The organism is Verrucomicrobiota bacterium (assembly GCA_016871535.1).
Classification (GTDB): domain Bacteria; phylum Verrucomicrobiota; class Verrucomicrobiia; order Limisphaerales; family SIBE01; genus VHCZ01.
Genome location: VHCZ01000014.1, coordinates 14382 through 38796, shown reverse-complemented (window position 1 = coordinate 38796; position 24415 = coordinate 14382). Strand labels below are relative to the sequence as shown.

Below are 24415 nucleotides of genomic sequence, written 5' to 3'. Positions count from 1 at the left end.
GTAGCTGTTTCCCTGGACGTTGTTGCGGATCGTGGACAGGAGCTTCAAATCCAGGTTCATCACGTAACTGAAGAAGCCGAACGAACCGCCGCTCTTGAAACGGTCGTCACCCGCCGCTCTGGCCGCTGCGCAGTGCCATCCTTTCCCGTTCCCGCCGGGGAAGGGCAGGCGCGTCTTGAAGTCGCTGGTGACGCCGTTCCAGTAATTGGAGAGCGGCTGGTCGCTGAGGTTCGGCGGCAGCGTGTTGAACCACGCGAAAGGATCGTTGGGGCTGCCCGGTCCCGTTGTGCTCCCTGTGTCCACGCCGTACTGCCCGCCGTTATCCGTGCCGTCGCGGGGCATCTGATCTTCGTTGTCGGTGGCAAACACCTGAAGCCCCAGACCCCACTGGCGCAGCGTGGAGAGGCACTGGATCGTTTTGGCTTTGTCTTTGGCGCGGGACAGCGCGGGGAGAAGCATCCCGGCCAGGATCGCGATGATGGCGATCACGACAAGCAATTCGATCAAAGTGAACGCGGCTCCGCGTCGGCCGAACAAGTGGGGACATGAACCGGGTGAACGCATCGCTTCAATGCCGGCCATGTTAGGCAGGTCCGATCCGTTTCGTCACCGTCAATCTCGTAACAAAGCGCTGGTAAGTTGAGAAGGCACCGGGCCAAAAATGAACACGGATGAACCCAGCGTGGTTTCGCCGCAACCAAAGTAATCAGTACCCAGTAATCGGCTAAGAGGCCGTGAGATACTGCTTGGTCCGCGGGATGGAGGACAAAGCTCGCAGCGCAGAGTTGCACTCTGCCGTATCGCAGAATTGTATTCTGCGGGGCGTCTCCCAGTCCGAGCCCGCTGGGACTTGCCGGCGCCCTGCCGATTGGAAATCGGCGATACAGCAGATTGAAAATCTGCGCTACGGTTCTGCTGTCGATCTGTCGTCAATCCCACGGTCTGATCAGTAACGGTGTAACGATTTGGTTGCGGCGTCAGCCGCGCTTCCCTGGGATTTCCTCGTGCAGCAATTCTCGCAACTGCGGCTCCTCACACGCGGCGAGTTCGGAGCGCGTGCCAATCCTTCGCCAGCCTTTCCCGGCAATCAACGCGAACTGTTGCCCGGACCCAAGCCACGGGCGGAAATCATCCGTGGCCACGACGATCGCTGTGCGGCGCCGGCTCAAGACGGCGTGCCCCGCGCACAGACTGGACAGGAAATCGATCCACCAACGCCGCTGCGCCGGGTCGGAGTCCCGGACGGGATTGTCCAGCAGCAGCAATTCCGGCTGCAAGGCCAGCGCGCGCGCCAGGGCGACCCGGGAGCGAAGACTCCGATTCACGCTGGCGGGTGTTCGGTTGGCCAGCGCGGATAGCCCCGTGTGTTCGAGAATTTCATCGACCCGTTCGCGGACCTCTGGCGCGTCGCAGTTCCCGTGATAGCAGAGCGGCAGCGCGAGATTCTCGCCGACGGTCATCTGGTTGAACAACCGGCCCTCGTTTCCGAACACGAGTCCGGCCCGGCGCCGTTGGCGAAGGAAGCTCTCTTCATCCAGCCGCATCAGTTCTTGTCCGAAGAGCCGGTGCACCCCGCGAACGGGCCGCAGCAGCCCCGCTGCCGTCGCCAGCAAATCGCTTTTGCCCGAACCCGAAGAGCCGCCCACGATCCAAAAATCGCCGATGCCAACCGTCCAATCGATGCCTTCGATCACCGCGGATTCGGGCGCGTGCGAAGCGGCGACGCACACATCCAGCATTTCCAGAGCAGCGGCGGTGGGGACCGGTTCGGAGTTCAAAGTTTAAGGTTCAAAGTTCAGATGGGTGGAACGGGCTACCAGCCCGTTTGCGGCGGCAACCTGCCGCCGAACCAGTGGCCTGTTCCAGCCTAGAGACATTTTCAAAATGCGCTCTCACATCAGCAAATATATGATGATGAACAACGCGTCGAGCAACGTGCACGCGACCAGGCTCTCGACCACCGCGCGCGTAGTTGCTTCGGCCACTTCCTGGATGCGCAACGGCCGCGCCAGCCCGTGAAAGCATGTCACGACCGCGATGATGGTTCCGAACGCGCAAGTCTTAAGCGCAAGCAAGACGAAATCTTCCCAGCGCAACGCCGTCGCAAGCTGGCTGAAGTAATCGCCCGGCATCAGCGGAACGTCCTGCAAAAACGCGAACAGGTAACCGCCTCCCAGCGCCATCAAAATCAAATAGACCGTGAGCGAGAAAATCCCCAGCGCCAGCCCCACCACGCGCGGCATGACGAGGTAATGAATCGGATCGATGCCGAGCGCTTCGAGCGCTTCCACTTCCCCCAGCGCCCGCGCCGTCCCCAACTCGATCACGATGGCTGTGCCGATGCGCGCGAGCACAAGAAGCGCCGTGATCAGCGGCCCCAATTCGCGGACGACCACCGTCACCATGATCGCGCCCGCGTAGGTCGTCGCGCCGACGCGGCTCAATAGCGCGACCGTCTGGCCGATGACAACGAGCCCCAACGCCAGGGCCACGAAGGAAACGATGGGCAACAGTCTCACTCCGGCGCGATGAATCTGAGCGCGGATCAGAGGGTGGATGACGTGCGACGCCGTTTTGAATTTCGTCACGATGACCCCCAGGGTGATCAACCCGAACGCGCCTAGTCCCTGGACAGTGTGAAGCAGCCGCAGGATTCTCCAGCCAATCCAATTGAGGTAACGCCGCGCCCAACGGACCTGGAGCGTGTCACCGCTTGAATCCAGGCCAGCGGTCGGAGTCGGAGCGTCGTGCACGGCGGCAAATTAAGTCGCGGTTGCCGGAGGGTCAAACGGAACAACAAGTGGCAGGATTTGCAGTGCGGCGCAGCCCCAATCGGAGTCGTTCAAGCGTTACAACGTTAAATCGTTAAAACGGTTTAATGGGTTACATGTTTAGAAACCTGCCAGTGCGAAGTGTGACTCCCAAGCCTCTCGCCGCGGATGGAACAGAGGGACAATTTCTTGGTTAGCGAGTCTTGCGGTCAAGTCCCCTTCACGGCACGCGGATCAAATCAATGCGTTTCAGATCACTCACGCCCAGTTCGAGCAGCGAGGCGTTGGTGTAGATTTGGAAGTTCGACGTGACGGGAGGGATCTTGCTCAGTTCCCGCTGCCGGTTCAATTCGTCGATCGACAACACGTCCAGGGCGACCGGGTCCGTGCTGAACCGCAATTGCCGCAGCATGGTGGAATAGTGCAGGTGCATCTTCTCTTCTCCCTGATACTGGCACATCAACGCATCGACGATGTTCAGGACCACGCGATCTCCCAGTTGCGGCAGCGCGAAGATCTCCGGGATCGCTTCCCCCAGATGCTGCAGGCCGGACTCGAACCGAATCGTGTTATCGACGCTTCCGAACGCCAACCCGAACAGATTTCCGGAAACGCCGGTCAAGTTGTGGTTCAGCAGCGGAGTCACATTGATGATTTTGGTGATCCGTTGGGTGAGCAGCTTCGAGACAAAAGATTTGCGCCCGATCCCTTCGCCCTTTTTGCCGAATTCGAAGTCGCCCCAGACCAGCCTGCCGATCAAGGACGCGTCGTAGAAAGCGTTCTCGTCGTAGCCGGCCTCGGCGCTGCCGGCGGCCTGCACGCCGTACCGGTTGGCCAGGTCACAAAAACCGGCCGACCGCAGATCAATCAGGTGTTTGTCCCAAATGACGATTTGTTTGGGAGCGAATCCGGCTTCGAGCAAGCCTTCGATGACGGCGCCGACCACGGCTGGGCGCGTGCCGCTGGTCTTTCCCAACCCCGAATGCACTTTGATGCCGACGACTTCCTGAGTGGACATCAGGCTTTGCCACGCGGCGGCCACATTCCTCCGTCCGGTTATTGCGGTCAGTCCGCGGCGGACCATGTCCTCGATCCGCTCCGGTTGCGGGTCAAAGGCGATCATTGCTTGCGGGTCTTCCACGACCACCACGCGCGCGCGTTTCGCCTGGCCAGGGCCGGGAAAAGCCGGAGGTTCGGCGGCGGCCAGCGTCCAGGCCAGCATCGTTCCGATGTAGAACCTTAGAGCCTGTCTGAAAATTCTGAGGGGCGCTGTTTTCGCGCAAAGGGCCGTATCAGGCGCAACGAAGGAGAATATCCCTGGTGGATCTTCGACTGAGGAGCAACGAAGCCAGAAGGCCCTTTGCGCGAAAACCCTCCGGGCGGCAGGTCTTTTGGCCGTGGCCTTCGTTGGCTCGGTCCTCACAGCCCGTGGCGGGGATGCTCGGACCTCGCCGCCTTGGCCACGGCCAAAATCCCTTGCCGCAGCGCCCCTCATAATTTTCAGACAGGTTCTTAAGGTAGGGACGGATTCCACTCCGTCCCTGACTTTACTGAGCCATCGAAAAGACAATTTCAGGGACGCGGTGGAACGCGTCCTTACCACCAGTGCACGCCCGGGAGTTTGTTCAAGCAGCCTGAATGCCGCGGTCCGTCTCATGATGTTGCTTGCTGCCATGGAACAGCGCGTTTCTTGACGCGCCGAGCGGCGAATGCTACCACCGTGGATGATGCTCGCCACAAAAAATTGGGGCTCGGTCGCAGTGCTGTGCTGCGTGGCGATGGGCGCGATCAGTCTCGTCATCGGGTGCAGCCCGCCCGGCACCCGTGCGTTCCTGGAAGGCGACCGCTTGTTGCGCCAGGGCAAATTCGCTCCCGCGATTGAACAGCTCAAGATCGCGACCGAACTCCTCGCGGAGTCCGCGCAACCGCGCGCCTGGAATCATCTCGGTTTGGCTTATCATCAAGCCGGCCAGCCCAATGAGGCCGTCCAGGCTTATCAGCAAGCGCTGCGGCTCAATCCGAACCTGGCCGTCACGCGCTTCAATCTGGGCTGCCTTCACTTCGATCTGAACAATTTTCCCGCCGCCATCGCGGAACTGAGCGCGTACACCGTGCTCGAACCCAAAACCGCCCCTGCCTGGTTGAAACTGGCTTCAGCGTATCTCCGCACGCGGCAGTTCGATGCGGCGGAGAAATCTTATCAGACCGCGCTGCAGTTGAACCCGGCCTTGCCGGAAGCGCTGAACGGACTGGGACTGATTCAAATTCAACGGAAACGCCTGCGCGAAGCGCTCACCTTCTTCAACACGGCCCTCGAAAAACAACCCAACTACGCGCCGGCGCTCTTGAACCTCGCCGTCACTTATCACCCGCAGAATCGCTTGCTCGCCTTGCGCAAGTATCGCGAATACGTGGAACTCAAACCTCGCCCGCCCGATTCTTTGGCCGTCGAAGAGATCATCCGGCAGATCGAAGCCGAACTGAATCCTCCACCGCGGCTGGTTCACACGAACCCTCCTCCCGCGCTGACGAATCTCGCCCAGGCGAAAGTTGCTTTGAGCAATGCTCCGGCGCCGCCGCGTGCCACCACAAGTCCGCCGCCGACTCTGGTGGCTTCAGCGCTGCCGCAATCGAAAACTTCTCCTCCAAAATCAAACGCATCGCTGGAACGGCCGGCCACAGACGCAAAGCCGGGCACTCCGCCGATCGCGTCCTCCACGCCCATCGCTCCGCCCTCCGGCGAGCTCAGGGAAGAACCGCTTCCGAGAATCGAAGTCGTCACGCTGAGCAACGATTTTGCCCCGAAGTTGCCCCAAGATGTCACCCCGGAACCGCCGCCGACGCCGCCCGCAACCAATACGCTGTTGGCCGCAACGCCGCAAACTGTGCCAGAAGAATCGCCTTCCGCGCCTTTAATCCGGTCCGTCGCGCTCCGGGAAAAACCCAAGAGCGCCGCTCGCCGAGTGCTCGACAAACTGGACCCGCGCGGCTGGTTCGGAAGAAAAAGCGCTGCGGCGACAGCCGCCGAGCGCGAGCCGGCAGCGCAGGAGCGCGCAACTCGCGAGACCGAGAATCGGCCCGTCCGTTACGCGCCCCCGCCCGCGCCGGCCGTGAACCCGCGCCCGCAACCGCCGCCGGTGCCGCGCTACCCGTATCGGTCCCCGGCGAGACCTGCAGCGGGAGATCGCGCACAGGCGGAACCATTTTTCGCGCAAGGTTTGAGAGCGCACCGGGAGCGGAGGTTGACGTCAGCCATCGAGGCCTACCGGGCAGCGATCAAATTCGACCCAAGTTACTTCGATGCTCACTTCAATCTGGGGCTGGCGGCCTTCGATGTGAAGGATTTGGGACAATCGCTTCTGGCTTGCGAGTATGCCCTGGCGCTCGATGCCGGCTCCGCGGACGCGCGTTACAACTTCGCGTTGGCCTTGGAGCGCGCCGGATTCTATCTTGATGCCGCAAATGAGCTCGAAAAGGTGCTCACGGACCACTCAGACAATGACCGGGCTCACTTCGCGCTGGCGAAAGTCCAGGCCGAACGGCTGGCTCAGATCGATTCCGCGCGCGAACATTATCGGCGTGTGCTGCGGCTCAATCCGGCGCATCCCGAAGCGGCCGCGATCCGCTACTGGCTCGCCGCTCATCCTTGATGCTGCCACGGCACGTCGCCTGCTCTAAGGCAGTCGCGTGGACTGCGCAAACTTTTCGTCCAGGCAATTCGCTTGGCGCAATCGAAGATTTAACGCTCTAACGACAATGATTGCGACTCTGCCGGATCGTGGCACTCTATCTTGCGGTCGAAATTGCTTGTAAGCGGCGATCAAATTTTTCGGCCCATTAAGCGATTTAGCGATTTAACTTTCTAACGTTTTGACGAATTCGGTTGCGGTTCTGCCAGGCCCGGCCGGCCCTCGCGTGAACGATGAATCTGCCAAACGTGCCATTCAACTGGGTTGATCTGGTCGTAGTTGCCGCCCTGCTGGTCGGGGCGTTGATCGGCCGGAAGAAGGGGATGTCAGAGGAACTCCTGCCGGTTTTCCAGTGGCTGGCGATCGTGGCGGTGGGCGCGCTGTATTACGAGCCGTTTGGCAAATTCCTCGCCGAGTACACGAACCTGAGCCTGTTGCCGGCCTACCTCATTGTCTATCTGGGCATCCTGCTGGGCCACGTCCTTTTCTTCAGTTGGCTCAAACGAATCGTCGGCGAGAAACTGGTGGCCAGCGACATCTTTGGCCGTCTCGAATTCTACCTGGGCATGGCGGCGGGCGCCGCCCGGTTTGGCTGCATCGTGATGGTGGCTTTCGCGATGCTCCACGCGCGATACATCAGCCCGGACCAATTGGCTGCCGAAGCCAAAATGCAGCGCGAGAATTTCGGCAGCATCACCTTTCCGACCCTCGGCTTGCTCCAGCAATCGGTCTTCGAGAAATCCGCCGTTGGCCGCGCCGTCAAAAAGTATTTGAACGAGCAATTGATCGCCGCCACGCCGCCTAATCGATACCTGGTGAAACGCGAAAGCGTCACCCGCCGCCGCGAACGGGCGGTGGATGAGGTGATGGGAAAATGATTCGGCCATGACAAACGGTTCGAGGTGACTACACTCGACGCCGTGAAACCATACTGGCAAGGCGTCTTCCCCGCCGTCACGACGCAAATGAAGAAGGACGGCTCCCTCGATCTCCACGGCACCGCCCGCCACGTCGAAGTGCTCCTGAAATCCGGCGTCACCGGCGTGATTATGCTGGGATCTCTCGGCGAAAATCAGTCGCTGGATCCCGATGAAAAGCGGCGCGTAGTCGAAGCCACCGTAAAAACCGTCGATGGCCGCGTGCCGGTCCTGAGCGGCGTGGCCGAAACGAGCGCAACCGGCGCGTGCCGTCACGTTCGCGATTGCGAGAAGCTCGGCGCCGACGGTTTCATGCTCATGCCGCCGATGGTCTATAAATCCCCCGACCCGCGCGAGACGCTCGTTTATTTCCGCACCGTGGCCAGAGCGACCGGGCTGCCGATCATGATTTACAACAATCCCATCAGTTACGGGAACGACATTACGCCGGAGATGTTCGCCACCCTCGCGGACCAGAAAAATTTCGTCGCGCTCAAGGAAAGCTCGGCCAACACGCGCCGGATCACCGACCTGCACAACACGGTGGGAGAGCGCTACGCCCTCTTCACCGGAGTCGATGATCTTGCGCTCGAATGCGCCATCATCGGGATCGACGGGTGGGTCGCCGGCGTGGGACTCGCCTTCCCTCGCGAGAATCAGTATTTTTGGGAACTGACCCGCCGCGGCGAATGGGACAAGGCGCGAGAGATCTATCGCTGGTTCACGCCGCTGCTGCATTTGGACACGCATCCGAAGTTCGTTCAATACATCAAGCTCGCGGTGCAGGAGTGCGGCCTGGGAAGCGAGTGGGTGCGCCCGCCGCGCTTGCCGCTGGCGGGAGAGGAACGCAAACAGATTTTGAAGATCATCCGCGACGGCATCGCGCTGCGTCCGAAAATCCCATCGCGCAAATGAAGGCGTTGTTCTGGGGTTGCCATTCGGTCAAGGACCAGGGTGAGACCGCCGAGAAACTTTGGATGCAATCAACTCTGCGGGCCGTCCTGCTCTTCACCGTCGTTTGTCAATTGGCGGGTCTTGCGCGGGCCCAGGCTGCGGCATACCGGCCTCCCAATATCATTCTGATTCTGGTGGACGATCTAGGGTGGGCCGACCTTGGCTGCTATGGAAGCACGTTTCACGAGACGCCGAACATTGATCGCCTCGCGCGCGAAGGCGTCCGGTTCACGCAGGCATATTCCGCTTGCACCGTTTGCTCACCGACGCGCGCGAGTCTTCTCACCGGCAAATCTCCCGCGCGCCTCCACATTACGGACTGGATTCCGGGACACAAACGGCCGGAGGCAAAACTGCGCGTTCCCGACTGGACGCAGCACCTGGCGACGAACGAATGGAATCTTGCCAAAGCGCTCAAGTCGGCTGGCTACGCCACCATCTCCATCGGCAAATGGCATCTTGGCGGACCCAAATTCTATCCGGAGCAGCAAGGTTTCGATGCGAACATCGGCGGCACGGACCGCGGGCAACCGCCCAGCTACGTTTCGCCGTATAAAATTCAGACGCTGCCCGACGGACCGCCGGGCGAATTCCTGACGGATCGCGAAGCTGCCGAAGCTTGCCGGTTCATCGAAGCCAACCGCGCCCGTCCGTTTTTCATTTACCTGCCGCATTACGCGGTTCACCAGCCCATTGCCGGCAAACCCGGCGTCGTCGCGAAATACCGCGCCAAAGCCAAACCCGACGCGCCGCAACGCAACGCCACTTATGCCGCGCTTCTTGAAAGCGTCGATGACGCGCTGGGCCGCATCCGCTCGAAACTGGACGAACTCAAACTGAGCGACCGCACGGTTCTCATTTTTACTTCCGACAATGGCGGGTTGATCTTGGACGGAAAGAACGCGCCGACGAGCAACGCGCCCCTCCGATCCGGCAAAGGCTCGCCCTACGAAGGCGGCGTCCGCGTGCCGTTGCTCATCCACTGGCCGAACCGCGCAAAGGCCGGCGCGATTTGCGAAGCGCCGGTCATGAGCATCGATCTCTTTCCCACGCTCCTCGAAATCGCAGGCGCGAAGAGGCCGCTCGATCACCCATCCGATGGCCGCAGCCTCGTTCCGTTGGTGTCGGGCGCGGCGGCGCTGGAGCGCGAGGCCCTTTACTGGCATTACCCGCATTATCATCCCGGCGGCGCAACGCCCTATGGAGCGATCCGGCAAGGCGATTTCAAGTTGATCGAGTTTTTCGAGGATGGCCGTCTGGAACTTTTCAATCTGAAGCGCGATCCAGGCGAGCAGCAAGAACTGGCTGCCGATCACCCCGAAGTCGCGCAGCGCCTGCAAAATCAACTCGCCGCCTGGCGCAAAGAAATCGGCGCGCAAATGCCGGTGGCAAATCCACACTACAAACCTTGAAGGACTCTCGGCCATGAGCGAACACTGGACTCAAAGTAGGGCAAGCTTCCAGCCTGCCTCCGTCGAGGAGCGAGGCCGTGTCTTTCCAGGTCCGAACAGGAGCACACAGAGGAAACCGAGATCAACCGGGCACAAGTTTTGGCCTCTGTTCCCTTCGTTTGCTCCTGTTCCAAGTCAATTGTCGGCCGGAGGCAGGCAGGATGCCTGCCCTACGTTGGAGACGCGCGTGACGGTTTTTCGTTCTCTTCTGATACTCCTGCTGCTCTCAGTTCTGCGAGCCGAGGTTTCGCTGGCCGCCGTTTCTGATCCTGCCTGGGGCAAGATTGTTTTCGCAACCAACTCGACCGGCCAGATTCAGGCCGAAGCCCGCGGGTGGCCTGCGGACGGGAAACTCTCGCTTCCCACAGCTTTCCCAAACATCACTGCGGCGCGTTTGCTTGACGGTCGCCAGCGCGTGCCCTTGAAGTGGGTTTTCAACGCGGACGCCTCGCAGCTTCATGTGGAGCTTCCCGCGAAACCACCTGCGACTTTGCCAGCGACCATTCTTCTGGAAACGGCGGAGGGCAGCCAACAATTCGCGGACGGCCGAATCGTCTTCTCGGCGCTCGACGCGAAAGTGCACGGAACGCGCGCCCGGCTGGAGTCCCACCCTGGGAATCACCGCATCGGCTTCTGGACGGACACCGGCGAATCGGTGAGTTGGAATTACAAGCCGACGCGCTGGGGAATGTACTCGCTTGAGGTTGCGTTCTCCGCTGACGGCGGCGCCGACACCGAATTGCTGTTTGAAATCGCGGGCCAGAATTTCACCGTGATTCGTCCGGCCACGGGCAGTTGGTATCGCTATCAAACGCTTGGTCTTGGTTCGATTTACCTCGCGAAGCCCGAACCATTCATCGTGCGCGTGAGTTGCAGGAAGATGACCGGCGCTGCGGTCATGAACCTTAAGGCCGTGACGCTTCATCCCGCGCCTGAAGGAAAACCGATCTTCCAGGACGCGTCCGGCGAGATCTCGCTGCACGCGCGAGACGCCATCACGCACAGCGTCATGATGCGCTACGAACCAGCGACGAACAAAAACTGCCTCGGCTATTGGACGAACCCGAAGGACTGGGCGGAGTGGGAATTCGCGGTGACGAAGCCGGGCATGTTCGACGTCGAAGTCTGGCAAGGTTGCGGGAAAGGGCATGGCGGGAGCGACGTGGCAGTCGAAGTCGCGGGCAAATCCTTTGCTTTCGTGGTGGAAGATACCGGCCATTTCCAGAACTTCGTGCCTCGGCGTCTCGGGCGGGTTGAACTGGCAAAAGCAGGAACTTACGACCTGGCTGTAAAGCCGCGGCGGAAACAAGCCGGCGCGGTGATGGATATTCGGCAGGTGCGTCTGGTCCCGGTCAAGGCAGCCGCGGAAGTATCTCCAGCGCTTAAGCGATTTCTGGAAGCGCGCCGAGTGGTTTTTCTAGGCGACAGCATTACTTACGGAGGCGAGTACGTCGAGTGGGTGGAGACTTTCGTGCGGACGCACTATCCGGAGGCGAAGGTTGAGTTCATCAATCTCGGGTTACCGAGCGAAACCGTCTCGGGCCTTTCGGAACCGGGCCACGCGAACGGCGCATTCCCGCGCCCTTACTTGCACGAAAGGTTTGGCCGCGTTCTGGAAAAGGCGCGCCCGGATTTGATCGTCGCGTGTTACGGAATGAACGATGGCATTTACCATCCGTCTAGTGAGGAACGCTTTAAAAAATTCCAGGATGGGATGCGCATGCTCAGGGAACGTGGCGGTGCCGGCGACGCCTATATTGTTCACGTCACACCCTCCACTTTCGATTCCTTGCCGCTGAAGAGCCGAGTGCTGCCTGCGGGTCTGGCCGAATACCGCTCTCCGTACGAAGGCTACAACGAAGTGCTAGATCGCTATTCGGAATGGCTCCTTGCGCAGCGGGCGCACGGTTGGGAAGTCGTGGATGCTCATGGACCGATGAACCGCTTCATCGCGGCCGAGCGCCAGACTCGGCCAGATTTCAAGCTGGCGGGCGATGGCGTCCATATCAACAGCCAGGGACACTGGTTGATCGCTCGCGAAATCCTCCGGCACTTCGGCGCTCCAGCAGAGATCGTGGCGGAGGACCTGCCAGGCGCATTGCTCGGTTCGCATCCGCGCGGAGCTGAGATTCTGAAGCTGGTTCAGCAACGGCAACGCTTGCTCAAGGACGCCTGGCTCACGCACGTCGGCCATCTCCGGCCTGGGATGAAGTCAGGCAAGCCGTTGTCTGAGGCACAATCTGAGGTGGAGGAAATCGAGGAGAAGATCCGTGCGCTTACCGACAATCGCTGACCGCGGCGAGGAAAGTGTGTACACTGGTGTTTGGCTGAACAGGAGGAACGAAGCAAGAGCGAGACGGCAAGCTTTCCAGGAACGAACTGACCCACCCCTTCGCCCCTCCTTGGAGGGGAACTGAGCCTGCGGCACCGGACGGAGTCCCCTCCTGGGAGGGGAAGGCGCATGGGCCGTGTGCGTGGCACCGTCGCAGCTTCCCATGAAACTCCCCTCAAATTCAGGGCGGACCACAAATTGAGAAAGAAGCATTCATGGTCCGCCCGAATTTGTGGGGAAGATAACCGCGCGGCTAGAACTCGTCGAAGAGCGGGCCGCCGGGGTGTTCGGGATTGGGGACCACGCGGCGTTTCCGCAGATCGACGACAAGGTCCAACGCTTCGAGCGGGATTTGGCCGATGAGGTTGGGCAGTTCATCCGGGATTTCAACGACTTGAAAGATGCCGGTGCGCCCCGCCAGTTTCAGTTCCACGGGCGAACAGACACGGCGTTCCTCGATGCGATTCGACATGGTGCGAGAGCGCACTTTATCGATGGGGCGCAAGCCGAGCTTTTTCACCAGATTCCTTTTGAGGTAGAAAAAGCCCGCGCCCGTGTCAATTAATGCCTCCGTCGCCAGCGAGCGCGGCGCGGTTTTTCGAGCGCCGGCAGCGGCAAGCTCAACGTCTCCCCAATTCTGAATTTCAATCTTCTCGATGACTTTGCCCACGCCCCTAAAATATGGTGGGTTGCTCCCAGCGTCGAGAAAATCATGGTTTGCGTGGGAGTCATCGGTTAGAAATCTGGCCCTGCAATCAAGATGAACCGCATCCAAATCATCGATTCCCACACCGGCGGCGAGCCCACGCGCGTCGTGATCCGCGGCGGGCCGGACCTCGGCGGCGGGACCGTGGCCGAACGGCTGAAAGTTTTTCGCCAGACACACGACGGCTTTCGCTCGGCGGTCGTCAATGAACCGCGCGGCTCCGACGTGCTCGTCGGCGCGTTGCTCGTCGAGCCCGGCGACTCGTCGTGCGCCGCCGGCGTCATTTTTTTCAACAACGTCGGTTACCTGGGCATGTGCGGCCACGGCGCCATCGGCTTGATCGTGACGCTCGCGCACATGGGAAAAATCAAGCCGGGCGAGCATCGCATCGATACGCCGGTGGGCGTCGTGACGGCGACGTTGAACGCGGACGGCAGCGTTTCCGTGAACAACGTGCCGAGCTATCGAAAGGCCAAGGGAATCGTCGTCGAGGTGTCGCATGCGGACGGCGCGCCGGGGAAGCGCCCTGCCGTATCGGTTACCGGAGATGTGGCGTGGGGAGGCAATTGGTTCTTTTTGGTCGAACGCCACGAGCAAGCGCTGGAACTGGGCAATGTTGAGAAGCTCACCGACTTCACCTGGCGCATCCGGCAGGCCGTGAACGCGCAAGGGTTCCCCGAAGTGGATCACGTCGAGATCTTCGGGCCGCCGGTCAACTCGTGGGCGAAGTCGCGGAATTTTGTGTTGTGTCCAGGCAAAGCGTATGACCGCTCGCCCTGCGGCACCGGCACGAGCGCCAAGCTGGCTTGCCTCGCCGCAGACGGAAAACTCGAAGAAGGCCAGCCGTGGGTGCAAGAAAGTATTCTGGGCAGTCTTTTCACCGGCCGTTACCGCTGGCTTGACCGCGCAAAGGGCACGGTGGCTCCAACCATCACCGGCACGGCGTTTGTCAACTCGGAAGCGACCTTGCTGCTTCAAGACCAAGATCCGTTCTGCTGGGGAATTCGAGCGTAAGCGGAGTGGAGTATCCTTCAAGGAAGGTGGGGAGCGTCCTCGCGAGCCAATCGCCATCGACGACAGCTCGGCTGGGGAGCGCACGCGCCCCGCGTGTTGGAGTCGGCGCCCTCGCCGACTCCATTCAATCGGACTGAAGCCGTCCCACTCTGTACCGTGTTTGAAACCACGTTCCGGCTGGCGAGGCGCCAGTCGGAACACGTGAGGCGCGTGTGCTCCCCAGTTCCAAATGAATCGTTCCGGCCAGGTGGATCGCGGAATCCGCTTGCCAGGCAGGCTGGAAGCCTGCCCTACTTTGAGAGACAAGCACGCTCGCATCGTTATGAATTCGTCTGGTTATCTCTCCCTCATTTCATGGCTGGTTGCCCTGGGGCTTCCTGTGGCCTCGGCCGCGGCGCCAACCGCCCGGAAACCCAGCATCATCTTCATCCTTGCCGACGATCTCGGCTACGGCGACCTGGGTTGCTTCGGCCAAAAGAAAATCCGCACGCCCAATATCGACCGCCTCGCGGCCGAAGGCATGCGCTTCACGCAGCATTACTCCGGCAACGCCGTGTGCGCGCCGTCGCGTTGCGTGCTCATGACCGGCAAACATCCCGGGCACGCGTTCATCCGCGACAATCGCGGCGTCAAACCGGAAGGGCAATACCCCATTCCCGCCGACACCGTCACTCTGGGAAAGCTCCTCCAAGAACAGGGCTATGTGACCGGCGCGTTTGGCAAATGGGGCCTCGGCGGCCCGGGCAGCACCGGTGAGCCTTTGAAACAGGGCATCGACCGTTTCTTCGGCTACAATTGCCAGAGCATCGCGCACAATTATTACCCGACTTCGCTCTGGGACAATGCCCGGCGGGTAATGCTCAATAACCCGGCGTTTTCCGCGCACCAAAAGTTCCCGGCCGACGCAGACCCCCGCGATCCCGCCAGCTACACGAGATACACTGGCAAGGATTACGCGCCGGATCTGATCGGGGACCAAGCGCTGCGCTTCATTCGCGAGAACAAGGACCGGCCTTTCTTTCTCTATTATCCAACCACCGTCCCGCATCTGGCGCTGCAAGTGCCGGAGGATTCGCTTGCGGAATACGCCGGCCAGTTCCCCGAGGAACCCTACCTGGGCGACAGAAATTATCTGCCGCATCGCACGCCGCGCGCTGCGTACGCCGCGATGATCACGCGCATGGATCGTGAGGTCGGACGCGTCATGGCCCTGGTGAATGAGCTCGGCCTGGACGAGAAAACGATTTTCGTTTTCAGCTCGGACAATGGCCCGCTCTACAATCGGCTCGGCGGCACCGAAACGGATTTCTTCAATTCGGCGCACGCTTTCCGAGGGCGCAAGGGTTCGCTCTACGAAGCCGGCGTGCGCGTCCCGTGCCTTGTGCGTTGGAAAGGCCGCATCGCGGCAGGCAAGGCCTCGAATCGATTGACGGGCTTCGAGGATTGGGTGCCGACGTTGCTCGAACTGATCGGGAGCCAGAAAGCCACGGCGAAGAACATCGATGGGATTAGCTTCGCCCCGACGTTGCTCGGCAAAAGGCAGAGGCCGCGTCCATTCCTGTACCGCGAGTTTCCCGCGTATGGCGGACAGCAATCGGTGCGCGTCGGCGATTGGAAGGCTGTGCGCCAAAATCTGAATCCGCCCCGGAAACAACCGACCCCCGCCATCCGCACGGAACTCTACGACCTCGCGCGCGATCCGAGTGAAACGAGGGATGTCGCGGCCGAACATCCTGAGATGGTGGCCAAGTTGGAGAGAATCCTGGGCGAACAACACAACGCCTCGCAGGAATTTCCCATCCGCGCGCTCGACGGCGAATGAGTGGACGCTGGTGACTCCCCACGAATTCAGGGCGGATCACGAATGAGAAATCTGGATTGGCAATGGGTGCTCAAAAGCAAAGGGTCCCCACAAATTCAGAGCGACCACGAATGAGAAATCTCATAATCTCGAATTTGTGGTCCGCCTTGAATTCGTGGGGATTTCTCAAGGTCCTCTCACATTGAAGGATTAGCGATGTCCATGGCGAAAGGGGTCTTAATTATCGGCGGCGGCGTCATCGGCCTGAGCACGGCGTATTATCTCGCGCGGCGGGGGCATCGGGTGACCATTTTGGATCGGGTGGCATCCGAACATTGGAACTGTTCCTACGGCAACGCCGGGATGATCACGCCGAGCCACTTCGTGCCCCTGGCGGCCCCCGGCATGGTTGCGCTGGGTCTCAAATGGATGTGGAATCCGGAAAGCCCGTTCTACATCAAGCCGCGCTTGAGTTGGGACCTCGTGAGCTGGGGCTGGAAATTCTACTGCGCCGCCAACGCTCAACGCGTTGCTCAGGCCGCGCCGGTCTTGCGCGACCTCAGCCTGGCCAGCCGCGCTTGTTTCGAGGAACTCGCGGCGCTTCCCGACAATGACTTCGGCCTGGTGAAAAAGGGTCTCCTCGCGCTCTGCAAAACCGAAAATGCGTTCGAAGAGGAAGCGAAAACCGCCGAGCAAGCCCGATCCCTTGGAATCCCAGCGGAGGTGCTTGATGCCAGACAAACGGCGAAACTCGATCCCAACGTGCGCATGGACATTTGCGGCTCGGTTTATTTCCCGCTGGATTGCCACCTCACGCCGCAGCGGTTCATGGCCGCCTTGCAGCAACAGCTTGCCAAACTTGGCGCCCAGTTTTCGTGGAACACCGAAGTCAAGGGCTTTACGCATCACGCATCACGCATTACGAGCGTGCAGACGTCCCAAGGGGAAGTCTCCGCCGATGAATTCGTGATCTGCGGCGGCTCCTGGTCGCCGGTCCTGGCGCGCGAATTGGAGCTTCGGCTCCCGATGCAAGCCGGCAAAGGCTACAGCCTGACCCTGCCGAAGCCGCGGCAGCTTCCCTCCATTTGCGCTATCTTCACCGAAGCCCGCGTGGCTGCCACGCCCATGGGATCGTCGCTGCGCTTCGGCGGCACCATGGAAATCGCGGACCTCAACGAAGAGATCAATCCCATCCGTGTCCAAGGAATTCTCAAGGCCGTGCCGAAGTACTATCCGGATTTTTCGCCGAAAGACTTCGAGGGAGTTCAGCCGTGGTGCGGGTTGCGCCCTGTTTCGCCCGATGGATTGCCGTATGTGGGTCGCGTTCGGCGCTACGCGAACCTTTCCATTGCCACCGGCCACGCGATGCTGGGCCTGAGCCTGGGGCCCATCACGGGCAAGCTCATTTCGGAAGTCCTTTCCGATGAAAAGCCATCGATCGACATAGCGCTTCTGAATCCGGACCGATACGGATAGAAACGTCAGGGGCAGTCTTTGAGTTGCGGGGAAGAGCGGAGCCTCACGCTTTCGTCTCGATGGGTCTCGCGATCCACGATGCACTTCGGATCATCCACGAGCGAGCCTTCCTCCACGTCGAAGCCGGCATTGCCCAGGATGGTCCGCTGCGACAACGGGCCGGAGGTCAACAGGAACTTCCGCATTACCGAACCAAGGGTAACTCCAGACACACGCCCAGTTCGATGAACGCGGCAAGAGAAAAATCGATTCTGATCGCAACAAGCAGCAACAAGCATTTCAACCGGCTTGAACTCACCCGGGAGAACGGATACGTTCCGCGCATGATTGCGACGAGTAACGGTTACATAGTCCGTAAAGTGGGAGTGCGTTCGGGCCACCCTGTCGTGGAGGGCACGCGCATCGGCGTGCATGACGTCCTCGCGATGACGAAAACCGGAGCCTCGGTCGATGAAGTGGTGGCAAGCTTTCCCCGGCTGACCCGCGCGCAGGTTTATGAATGCCTGGCCTATTACGAAGACCACCGCAGCGAGTTAGACCCACTCGTCGCCGCGCAAACCGCTCAGCTCGACGAGTGAGATCCAACTTTCCCTGATAAGCCTCAGCACCTCTCTACGATGGAGGAGTTTCACTGGCGAAAAGCGCGGCTTGCGTTTTCGACACAACAAGAAACCGCGGCGGTCATCGCCGATCTTCAATGGCGGCGCGGAATTGACGTTCAACTCCACCACCACTTTGTCTTTTTTATCTTCCCCAAATCGGCGCACTGGACTGGCTGCCGCGTCTATTCTCGGACGTCTGGATTCCCAACTCCGTTGTTGAGGAGCTCGCCGCTGGCAAACACCAGAGCTGCAACGTGCCCGCCCCGAGCGCCTGTGTGTGGATTCGCTTCATTCGCGGCCTCAATGACCTCAATGACTCGAAGATTGCTGTTCGGGAAAGAGTCTGCTATAGAACTGACCATGAGCACGATCACCACGGAGAGCGCGTCGGCAACGATCTGGGAACGGATCATCCGGCCCGATCTGGATGACCTGTCGCCCGAGGAAGCGCGGGCCGTCCTGCGCTGGAAGTTCTCTGACGCGGACCGACAGCGCGCCGATCACCTCTCCGCCAAGGCTCGCGCCGGAGCGCTCACCGCCGCCGAAGAACGCGAGTTGGACGAATACCTGTCTATCGAATCTGCGCTGATCTGCCTCAAGAGCAAAGCCCGCCTCTCCCTCCGGCGGTATCGGCCGCGCGCCGTGATCGCCCGCCCCGGCTGACATGGATGCCCGGCGCAAAGCAACCGTGCGACGCCGCGCCGGATTTCGTTGCGAGTACTGTCACCTTCCCGAACGCGTTGCGGAACTGCCTCTGCAATTCGATCACATCGTTGCCGAGCAGCATGGCGGCCCGGCGACATTGGAGAACCTCGCTTTGGCTTGTGCCCGGTGCAACCGATTCAAAGGCCCGAACCTGTCCGGCGTGGACCCGGAGACCGGTGTCCTCACTCGATTGTTCAACCCGCGCGCTGACTCGTGGAAGGAGCATTTCGCATGGGACGGCGCGCGCGTGCGCGGTCGAACGACCATCGGCCGCGCCACCGTCCACGTCCTGCAGATGAACCATCCTGCCGCAGTCAACCAGCGCCGGCACTTGCTCAACGAAGGCATCGATTTCTGACCCGTTACGCGGCGGGCCACCATGGACTGGGGAGCCGCACGCTCCTCGCCATTTTCGTCCAAGGAGCGGAAAAGTTTCGAACTTGGTGACCTTCTGAGTTCGTCCATAGACAACGCCGAATTACTGACGTTCAATCGCGAACACTTCGGGCAGGTGCCGGGCTTGCGCCTGGCCCGGGGTTGATTCGGTCTCTCGGATTGCTGTCGGTGTCCGCCCGGGCGTAACTCGCCAGGATGGCGGAATTATCAATGGCGCACAGCGCGGCTTGTGTTTTTGACAAAACGAAGCCGCGACGGTCATCGCTGGCGGCGCGGAATTGACGTTCAATTCCACCACCACTTTGTCTTTTGCTTTCGCCATACCTCCTTTCACACCCCACATCAGGGTTAAATCCAGACACGCACAGTTCAACGAACGCGGCAAGAGAAAAACATGCTTACATCGAGGTTCAGCGAACGAATGGAGATGGGACATGGACTCGGAAGGTTCGGCACAACAAACCTCCGTCTTCCGGATAACTCACGATGAACATAGATTGATCCGCTCCCGATCGCTGAACAAATGAACAAATCACCAAAGAAGAAAAGGAGCACCGGCAACGCCTGCTTCCTGTTGCGCTTCGCGCGGAGCGCATTGGGTCCGGGCCGCGCCTCGTTGCTCCTGATCGTGATGGAGATGAAGCAAACGCAATCGAACGATTTCCGAGGCGCCCCCGTTTCGAAATTTCCGAGTTTTCTCCCGGACACTAGCTAGTGTCTGAGAAGAAACTCGGGGAAGCGGCGTAAAGATTGGGGGGCCAGAGGCCAAAAGGCGCGCGAATGTTTTGGTCGGAGATTCGGGGAAGCCTGCAAAATCATGGTGAGAGCGTACGCAGGAGTGAGAAAAAATCTTTCCAGCGGTTGTGGTTTGCTCTGTGATCAGACGCGCTCTCGGCAGTCTCGGGCCAGTAGGCGAAGAATGGGGCCGACTGCGAACGCTTCACCACAGTCAGGATCCTTGAAATCACCAGCTCCGACACAACGCCGCGTCGCACTCGTTCACTGACCAGCCAGCATCGCAGTCCAGCAGCCAGATGCGGAACGCAATGTAAGCGTTCCTTCCCGCGTCGTGAAAATCGTCTTTGTCCGTTGAGAAGAATCGCCGCGCATTGTTCTTGGTCAACTTCCAGTTGCCCTGCTCGTCGGTCTCGGCTTGCACCTTGAGCGTCCGCAATCCGAAACGGGTCAGCAGCTTCGAGGCCCGCACGCCGGAAGTGGATTGGTGGATGAATGGATTGGTGGATTGGTGGGCGGTCCCATGATTTGCTCCACTGATTACTGACCACTTTGGTCGCGGGGTCCTTCAACGCGTCGGCCCCGCGCGCACAATTCGAATCCGCCTAGGGATCATGCGGGCTTGTTACGTGGAGCGCACTGCGGCAATTTGCGGCCATGAAAACGTTCACGGTCGAGGAAGCCAAGTCAGGTTTGGCTCGTTGGGTGGATCGAGAGCTGGGCGGCCAACAAATCCGGATTCGCAGAGGCGACGCGGTGGTCGGGGTGCGCCCGGCGCAATCCCCCGCCTCTGTTGACACAGAATCGTTGTCACCGCGCGAAGCGCTGCGCCGTTTGCAGGAGGAAGCGCGTTTGAAGCCAGAGCAGGCGGAGCAATACCTGCGCGAGGTGCGTGAGGAACGTCTGGCGGCGGAGGGACCGCGCCGGACAAGATCCATCTCGAATTCAACAAGACCGGACGGCGGCGCGGTTCACGGTTTGATTGCCTCATCGCGGCGACGGCGATCCGGGCGCAGGCGCAAGTCGCAACCGTCAATCAGTCGGATTTCAAATTGTTCGTGCCACACGGGCTAACGCTGGCCGTCCCGAGTTTCTCTCCTCCTCCGGCATCCCTTCCACAGACCGCAGCCGGGAGCAATTAACGCAATCGCTGCGTCGCTTTTCCCGCCACCATCGTCATCATCCGGTCGATCGAAGATTTTTGGACCGCTGACTGCTGACCACTTTGCTTGCGGCGTCCAAAGCGGCGACTCCGTTGACTCCGTTGCCGCACTCCAAAATCTTGCGATGCTTCCTCGGCGGCGATTGTCAAACCGGCCATTCCTCACTAGCTTCGCAGCGAGCCATGACCTGGACTCAACAGCAACGAAACATCGCTTCCGCAGGCTGCGACGTGGCGTTCGATAATCTCACGCGGCAGCTCTATGCGACCGATGCTTCGATCTATCAGATCGAGCCCGTGGGTGTGGCTTTTCCGCGCAACGCCGGCCAGGCCAGCGCAGTCATTCGAGCCGCGGCGGACACAGGCCTCTCCATCACCCCCCGCGGCGCAGGCACGGGACTGGTGGGCGGCGCGATTGGCGAGGGCTTGATCGTCGAGTTTGCCCGGTTCAACCGCCAGATCACCGAGTTGAATCTGGAGAAACGCACGGTGCGCGTGGGCGCCGGCGTCGTGCTGGATCAACTCAACGCGTTTCTCCAGCCGCACGGATTCCGTTTCGGACCGGACGTGGCGACGAGTTCGCGCGCCACGCTCGGCGGCATGATTGCGAACAATTCTTCCGGCTCACACACTGCGTTCTATGGCACGACGGCGGACCACGTTCACGCGCTGGAAATCGTGCTCGCGGATGGCCGGGTCGAAATCATCGGCCCCGAACACGACACCCTGCGCGCCCAGCGCGCCCTGACGAACAAACTGATCCGAAATCATGCCACCGTGATTTCCGAACGCATGCCGGCCGGCCTGTTGAAGCGCTGGCCCGGCTACGGACTGGATCGATGGCTGCGCCAGCCGGGTAATTTAGCTGATCTTCTCTCGGGCAGCGAAGGAACGCTGGCTGCCATCATGTCCGCGGAATTGAAGATTGTTTCGCTGCCCAAACAAAAAGGGCTGGGACTGATTTTTTTCGCGTCAGTTGCGGAGGCGATGCAGGCCACGGTTGAATTGCTCGATCTGAAACCCGCGGCCATCGAGCACATCGACCGGGTCTTGTTCGACCAGACCAAAGGCCAATTGAACTTCAAAGGTGCGCGCGATCTTCTCGAACTCGACGCCAGGCCGTGCGAATCGATCCTCATCGTTGAGTTTTTCGACGACGTGGAAGATCGGCTGGCGGCGTTTGCCCGGCGGAAGCTTGGCCTGCGCAAAACGATTCTGCAAACGGCGGCGGAGATGAATCTGGTCTGGTCGTTGCGCAAGGCCGGCCTCTCGCTCCTGACGGGATGCAAAGGCGACGCCAAACCGGTCACGGGCGTCGAGGACACGGCCGTTCGCCCCGAACGCTTGCCCGATTACGTCGCAGGTCTGGAATCGATCATGAAGTTGCTCGGCTTGAGCGCCTGCTATTACGGGCACGCCGCCTCGGGGCTTCTTCATGTGCGTCCCGTGCTGGATCTGCACCACGCGAGCGATCTGAAGAAATTCCGGCAGGTGAGCGATGAGGTGTCGGCTCTTGTGCGCCAGTTCAAAGGATCGCTGGCGGCGGAGCACGGCGTGGGGATCGCCCGCACCGAGTACATGCCGGAGCAGCTCGGCGAGGAATTGATCGGCGTGCTGCGCGAAATCAAGGCGTCGTTCGATCCGCAGAATCGGTTCAACCCCGGCAAGATCATTCCGGACGGGCGATTCAAAATCGACACGCGGCTTCGCCTGAGCGGAGATTATGAGCTGAAATTGCCGTTCGAACCCATGCTGGCTTTCGCGGCCAAGGACGGATCGTTCGTCCGGAATCTCGAACAGTGCAACGGCTGCGGCGGTTGCCGCAAAGACGCGCCCACGATGTGTCCGACGTTCCTCGTGACCGGCGAAGAAATCATGTCCACGCGCGGGCGCGCCAACGCGATCCGGGCTGTTCTGGAGCGGCGTGGAATCGATGGCCGGGATGCGCTGCGATCTGCCGAACTGGAGGCAGCCTTGAGCAATTGTCTCGCGTGCAAGGCGTGCACCACCGAGTGCCCGTCGAACGTGAACATGGCTTTGCTCAAGGCGGAGTTCCTGCACGCGCGGCATCAGCGGGACGGATTGCCGCTGCGCGAACGACTGCTCAGCGACGTGGATGCGCTCGGCCGAATCGGGTGTTTGATGCCGGGAGTTGCGAACGCCAGTTTGCAGTGGCGATGGTTGCGGCGTCTGCTCGCATTGACGCTCGGCCTCTCCGCCAGGCGCCCGTTTCCTCCATTCGCCGGGGAACGATTCGATTATTGGTTTGAGCGTCGCGCGGCTTCCAACGTCAACGGACCACGACCGCTCGCTTTCCCCTCACCCTGGCCCTCTCCCCAAGGGGAGGGAAATACTTTTGCCGCGCTCGTTCAAAGAGGCGCCGCGATTCTTGGCCGGGCGCTGAAATCGCTTCTCCCTTCCCATGAACCAGATGGTAGGGCGAGCCTGTCCCCAGCGAGCCGAGTCGGACGTGTTCCACCCACGTCGAGCGGCTCGCCGGGACGGACTCGTCCTACCGGGTTCATGGGCCGAGTGCCTGGTTCCGAGACCAAGGGAACTTTCCACGAACGTCCCCCTCTCCCGTCCTGCGGACACCCTCTCCCCTTCCGAGGGGGAGAGGGAACGGGAGAGGGGGAACGCGGCGGACAAATCGCTAAGGCTTTAGTGACTGGCAGCGATGAATTGCCGAACCGACCCACGCGCGGGCCGGTGATTCTCTGGGACGACACCTTCGTGCGCTATTATGAACCGCACATTGGCCGGGCCGCATTGGCCGTGTTGGAAGCGGCGGGTTTTGAAGTTTTGCTTCCGCGCTCCAGACGCTGTTGCGGCCGCCCTGCCTTTAGCCAGGGCAACCTCGACGAAGCCGCGCGTTTGGGCCGACACAATCTCCAACTCCTCAATCAGACCGAATCCGCAATCCGCAATCGGCAATCCGCAAATGTGGGGTGGGCTTCCAGCCTGCGGGTTCGCGGGGCGTCCGCGCCCCGCGTTTCGGGTGATGTTTCCATCATCTTCCTGGAACCATCCTGCTATTCGATGTTCGCGGAGGACTATCGCGAACTGGGTCTGCCTGGCGCTGACGAAGCCGCGAAGCGTTGCTTTCTCTTCGAGCAATTTGTGGAAGGCTTGCTGAGTCGCGAGCCGGACGCGCTCCGCTTCAGCCACCAGTCCGGCCATGTCGCGATTCACGCGCATTGTCACGCCAAGTCTTTGACCAACCCGTCATACATGGTTCGGTTGGCTCAGCGTTTGCCCGGACGGAAAGTGACTTTGCTCGACACCGGCTGTTGCGGGATGGCCGGAGCGTTCGGCGCGCTCGATTCCAAATACGAATTGTCGTTGAAAGTCGCCCAGCCGCTTGTCGAAAAACTGCGCCATCAACCGCCGGGAACGGTTCTGGCCGCCTCCGGCACAAGCTGTCGCCATCAAATCGAACACCTGACGCCGTTCCGTCCCCGCCACATGGCGGAAGTCTTGGCGGAGGCGCTGGAGGCGACAGACACTTGAATACTGGGCCTGGCGCATACGAAAGATGCCGAGAGAGGCCGTGTAAATGATTGAATGCGGCGTTCAGTTGGTTAGTTGCCCATCATGAAGACTCTCGACCGGCCAGTGAACGGCCACTCTCCCCCTGGGCAACGCTAACGATGCCGGCGGAATTGGGGAGCACACGCGTCGCGTGTTCCGACCGGCGCCTCGCC

General features: G+C 60.7%; 20 protein-coding genes and 1 pseudogene. 14 read left to right on the top strand and 7 right to left on the bottom strand.

The window, feature by feature from the left end; all coding sequences use genetic code 11:
- Positions 1 to 363: 363 nt before the first annotated feature.
- From FJ398_03660 to FJ398_03645, 4 genes and pseudogenes are all read right to left on the bottom strand, one after another.
- A pseudogene (locus FJ398_03660) lies at positions 364 to 564 on the bottom strand (type II secretion system protein).
- Between the two features lie 413 nt (positions 565 to 977).
- The gene (locus tag FJ398_03655; GenBank protein ID MBM3837053.1) at positions 978 to 1778 is read right to left on the bottom strand and encodes an ATP-binding cassette domain-containing protein; all 801 of its coding nucleotides are present in this window, start codon (positions 1776 to 1778) and stop codon (positions 978 to 980) included.
- A 114-nt stretch (positions 1779 to 1892) separates the two neighbouring features.
- The gene (locus FJ398_03650) at positions 1893 to 2753 is read right to left on the bottom strand and encodes an ABC transporter permease (protein MBM3837052.1); all 861 of its coding nucleotides are present in this window, start codon (positions 2751 to 2753) and stop codon (positions 1893 to 1895) included.
- Positions 2754 to 2991: 238 nt separating this feature from the next.
- The gene (locus FJ398_03645) at positions 2992 to 3993 is read right to left on the bottom strand and encodes a DUF362 domain-containing protein (protein MBM3837051.1); all 1002 of its coding nucleotides are present in this window, start codon (positions 3991 to 3993) and stop codon (positions 2992 to 2994) included.
- Between the two features lie 487 nt (positions 3994 to 4480).
- On the opposite strand from FJ398_03645, the gene FJ398_03640 reads away from it, so the two are divergent.
- The 5 genes from FJ398_03640 (at position 4481) to FJ398_03620 (ending at position 12075) form a co-directional block, all read left to right on the top strand.
- Positions 4481 to 6421: a tetratricopeptide repeat protein gene (locus tag FJ398_03640; GenBank protein MBM3837050.1), complete on the top strand. Its 1941-nt coding sequence runs from the start codon at positions 4481 to 4483 to the stop codon at positions 6419 to 6421.
- Between the two features lie 272 nt (positions 6422 to 6693).
- Complete coding sequence (locus FJ398_03635) at positions 6694 to 7338, top strand: CvpA family protein (protein ID MBM3837049.1); 645 nt, start codon at positions 6694 to 6696, stop codon at positions 7336 to 7338.
- Between the two features lie 42 nt (positions 7339 to 7380).
- On the top strand, positions 7381 to 8292 hold the full coding sequence (locus FJ398_03630; GenBank protein MBM3837048.1) for a dihydrodipicolinate synthase family protein: 912 nt from the start codon (positions 7381 to 7383) through the stop codon (positions 8290 to 8292).
- A 74-nt stretch (positions 8293 to 8366) separates the two neighbouring features.
- Positions 8367 to 9743: a sulfatase gene (locus FJ398_03625; protein MBM3837047.1), complete on the top strand. Its 1377-nt coding sequence runs from the start codon at positions 8367 to 8369 to the stop codon at positions 9741 to 9743.
- A 1360-nt stretch (positions 9744 to 11103) separates the two neighbouring features.
- Positions 11104 to 12075 carry an SGNH/GDSL hydrolase family protein gene (locus FJ398_03620; GenBank protein MBM3837046.1) on the top strand — a complete coding sequence of 324 codons (972 nt, stop codon included), beginning with the start codon at positions 11104 to 11106 and terminating at the stop codon, positions 12073 to 12075.
- Between the two features lie 292 nt (positions 12076 to 12367).
- Here the strand turns inward: FJ398_03620 and FJ398_03615 are convergent, their stop codons facing one another.
- A complete protein-coding gene (locus FJ398_03615) occupies positions 12368 to 12784 on the bottom strand; it encodes a hypothetical protein (GenBank protein MBM3837045.1) in 417 nt (138 codons plus the stop codon).
- A 90-nt stretch (positions 12785 to 12874) separates the two neighbouring features.
- Between FJ398_03615 and FJ398_03610 the strand changes: the two genes are divergently transcribed.
- From FJ398_03610 to FJ398_03600, 3 genes are all read left to right on the top strand, one after another.
- Positions 12875 to 13834, top strand: coding sequence for a hydroxyproline-2-epimerase (locus FJ398_03610; protein ID MBM3837044.1), 960 nt, complete (start codon positions 12875 to 12877; stop codon positions 13832 to 13834).
- Between the two features lie 322 nt (positions 13835 to 14156).
- Positions 14157 to 15656 carry an arylsulfatase gene (locus FJ398_03605; GenBank protein MBM3837043.1) on the top strand — a complete coding sequence of 500 codons (1500 nt, stop codon included), beginning with the start codon at positions 14157 to 14159 and terminating at the stop codon, positions 15654 to 15656.
- 201 nt (positions 15657 to 15857) lie between these two features.
- Positions 15858 to 17111, top strand: coding sequence for an FAD-dependent oxidoreductase (locus FJ398_03600; GenBank protein ID MBM3837042.1), 1254 nt, complete (start codon positions 15858 to 15860; stop codon positions 17109 to 17111).
- A 5-nt stretch (positions 17112 to 17116) separates the two neighbouring features.
- Here FJ398_03600 and FJ398_03595 read toward each other — a convergent pair whose 3' ends face one another.
- Entirely contained in the window at positions 17117 to 17296 is a 180-nt protein-coding gene (locus FJ398_03595; GenBank protein MBM3837041.1) for a hypothetical protein, read from the bottom strand.
- A gap of 138 nt (positions 17297 to 17434) precedes the next feature.
- On the opposite strand from FJ398_03595, the gene FJ398_03590 reads away from it, so the two are divergent.
- The 4 genes from FJ398_03590 to FJ398_03575 all read left to right on the top strand — a co-directional run bounded on the left by FJ398_03590 (position 17435) and on the right by FJ398_03575 (position 19529).
- On the top strand, positions 17435 to 17689 hold the full coding sequence (locus FJ398_03590) for a DUF433 domain-containing protein (GenBank protein ID MBM3837040.1): 255 nt from the start codon (positions 17435 to 17437) through the stop codon (positions 17687 to 17689).
- A gap of 384 nt (positions 17690 to 18073) precedes the next feature.
- Complete coding sequence (locus tag FJ398_03585; GenBank protein MBM3837039.1) at positions 18074 to 18376, top strand: hypothetical protein; 303 nt, start codon at positions 18074 to 18076, stop codon at positions 18374 to 18376.
- A 1-nt stretch (position 18377) separates the two neighbouring features.
- The gene (locus tag FJ398_03580) at positions 18378 to 18776 is read left to right on the top strand and encodes an HNH endonuclease (GenBank protein ID MBM3837038.1); all 399 of its coding nucleotides are present in this window, start codon (positions 18378 to 18380) and stop codon (positions 18774 to 18776) included.
- A 561-nt stretch (positions 18777 to 19337) separates the two neighbouring features.
- Entirely contained in the window at positions 19338 to 19529 is a 192-nt protein-coding gene (locus tag FJ398_03575) for a hypothetical protein (protein ID MBM3837037.1), read from the top strand.
- 249 nt (positions 19530 to 19778) lie between these two features.
- Here the strand turns inward: FJ398_03575 and FJ398_03570 are convergent, their stop codons facing one another.
- The gene (locus FJ398_03570; protein ID MBM3837036.1) at positions 19779 to 20021 is read right to left on the bottom strand and encodes a hypothetical protein; all 243 of its coding nucleotides are present in this window, start codon (positions 20019 to 20021) and stop codon (positions 19779 to 19781) included.
- 185 nt (positions 20022 to 20206) lie between these two features.
- Here FJ398_03570 and FJ398_03565 point away from each other — a divergent pair, with 185 nt between their 5' ends.
- Together FJ398_03565 and FJ398_03560 are read left to right on the top strand one after the other, a co-directional pair.
- Entirely contained in the window at positions 20207 to 20623 is a 417-nt protein-coding gene (locus FJ398_03565; protein ID MBM3837035.1) for a hypothetical protein, read from the top strand.
- A 271-nt stretch (positions 20624 to 20894) separates the two neighbouring features.
- A complete protein-coding gene (locus FJ398_03560) occupies positions 20895 to 24221 on the top strand; it encodes an FAD-binding protein (GenBank protein MBM3837034.1) in 3327 nt (1108 codons plus the stop codon).
- Positions 24222 to 24415 lie beyond the last annotated feature (194 nt).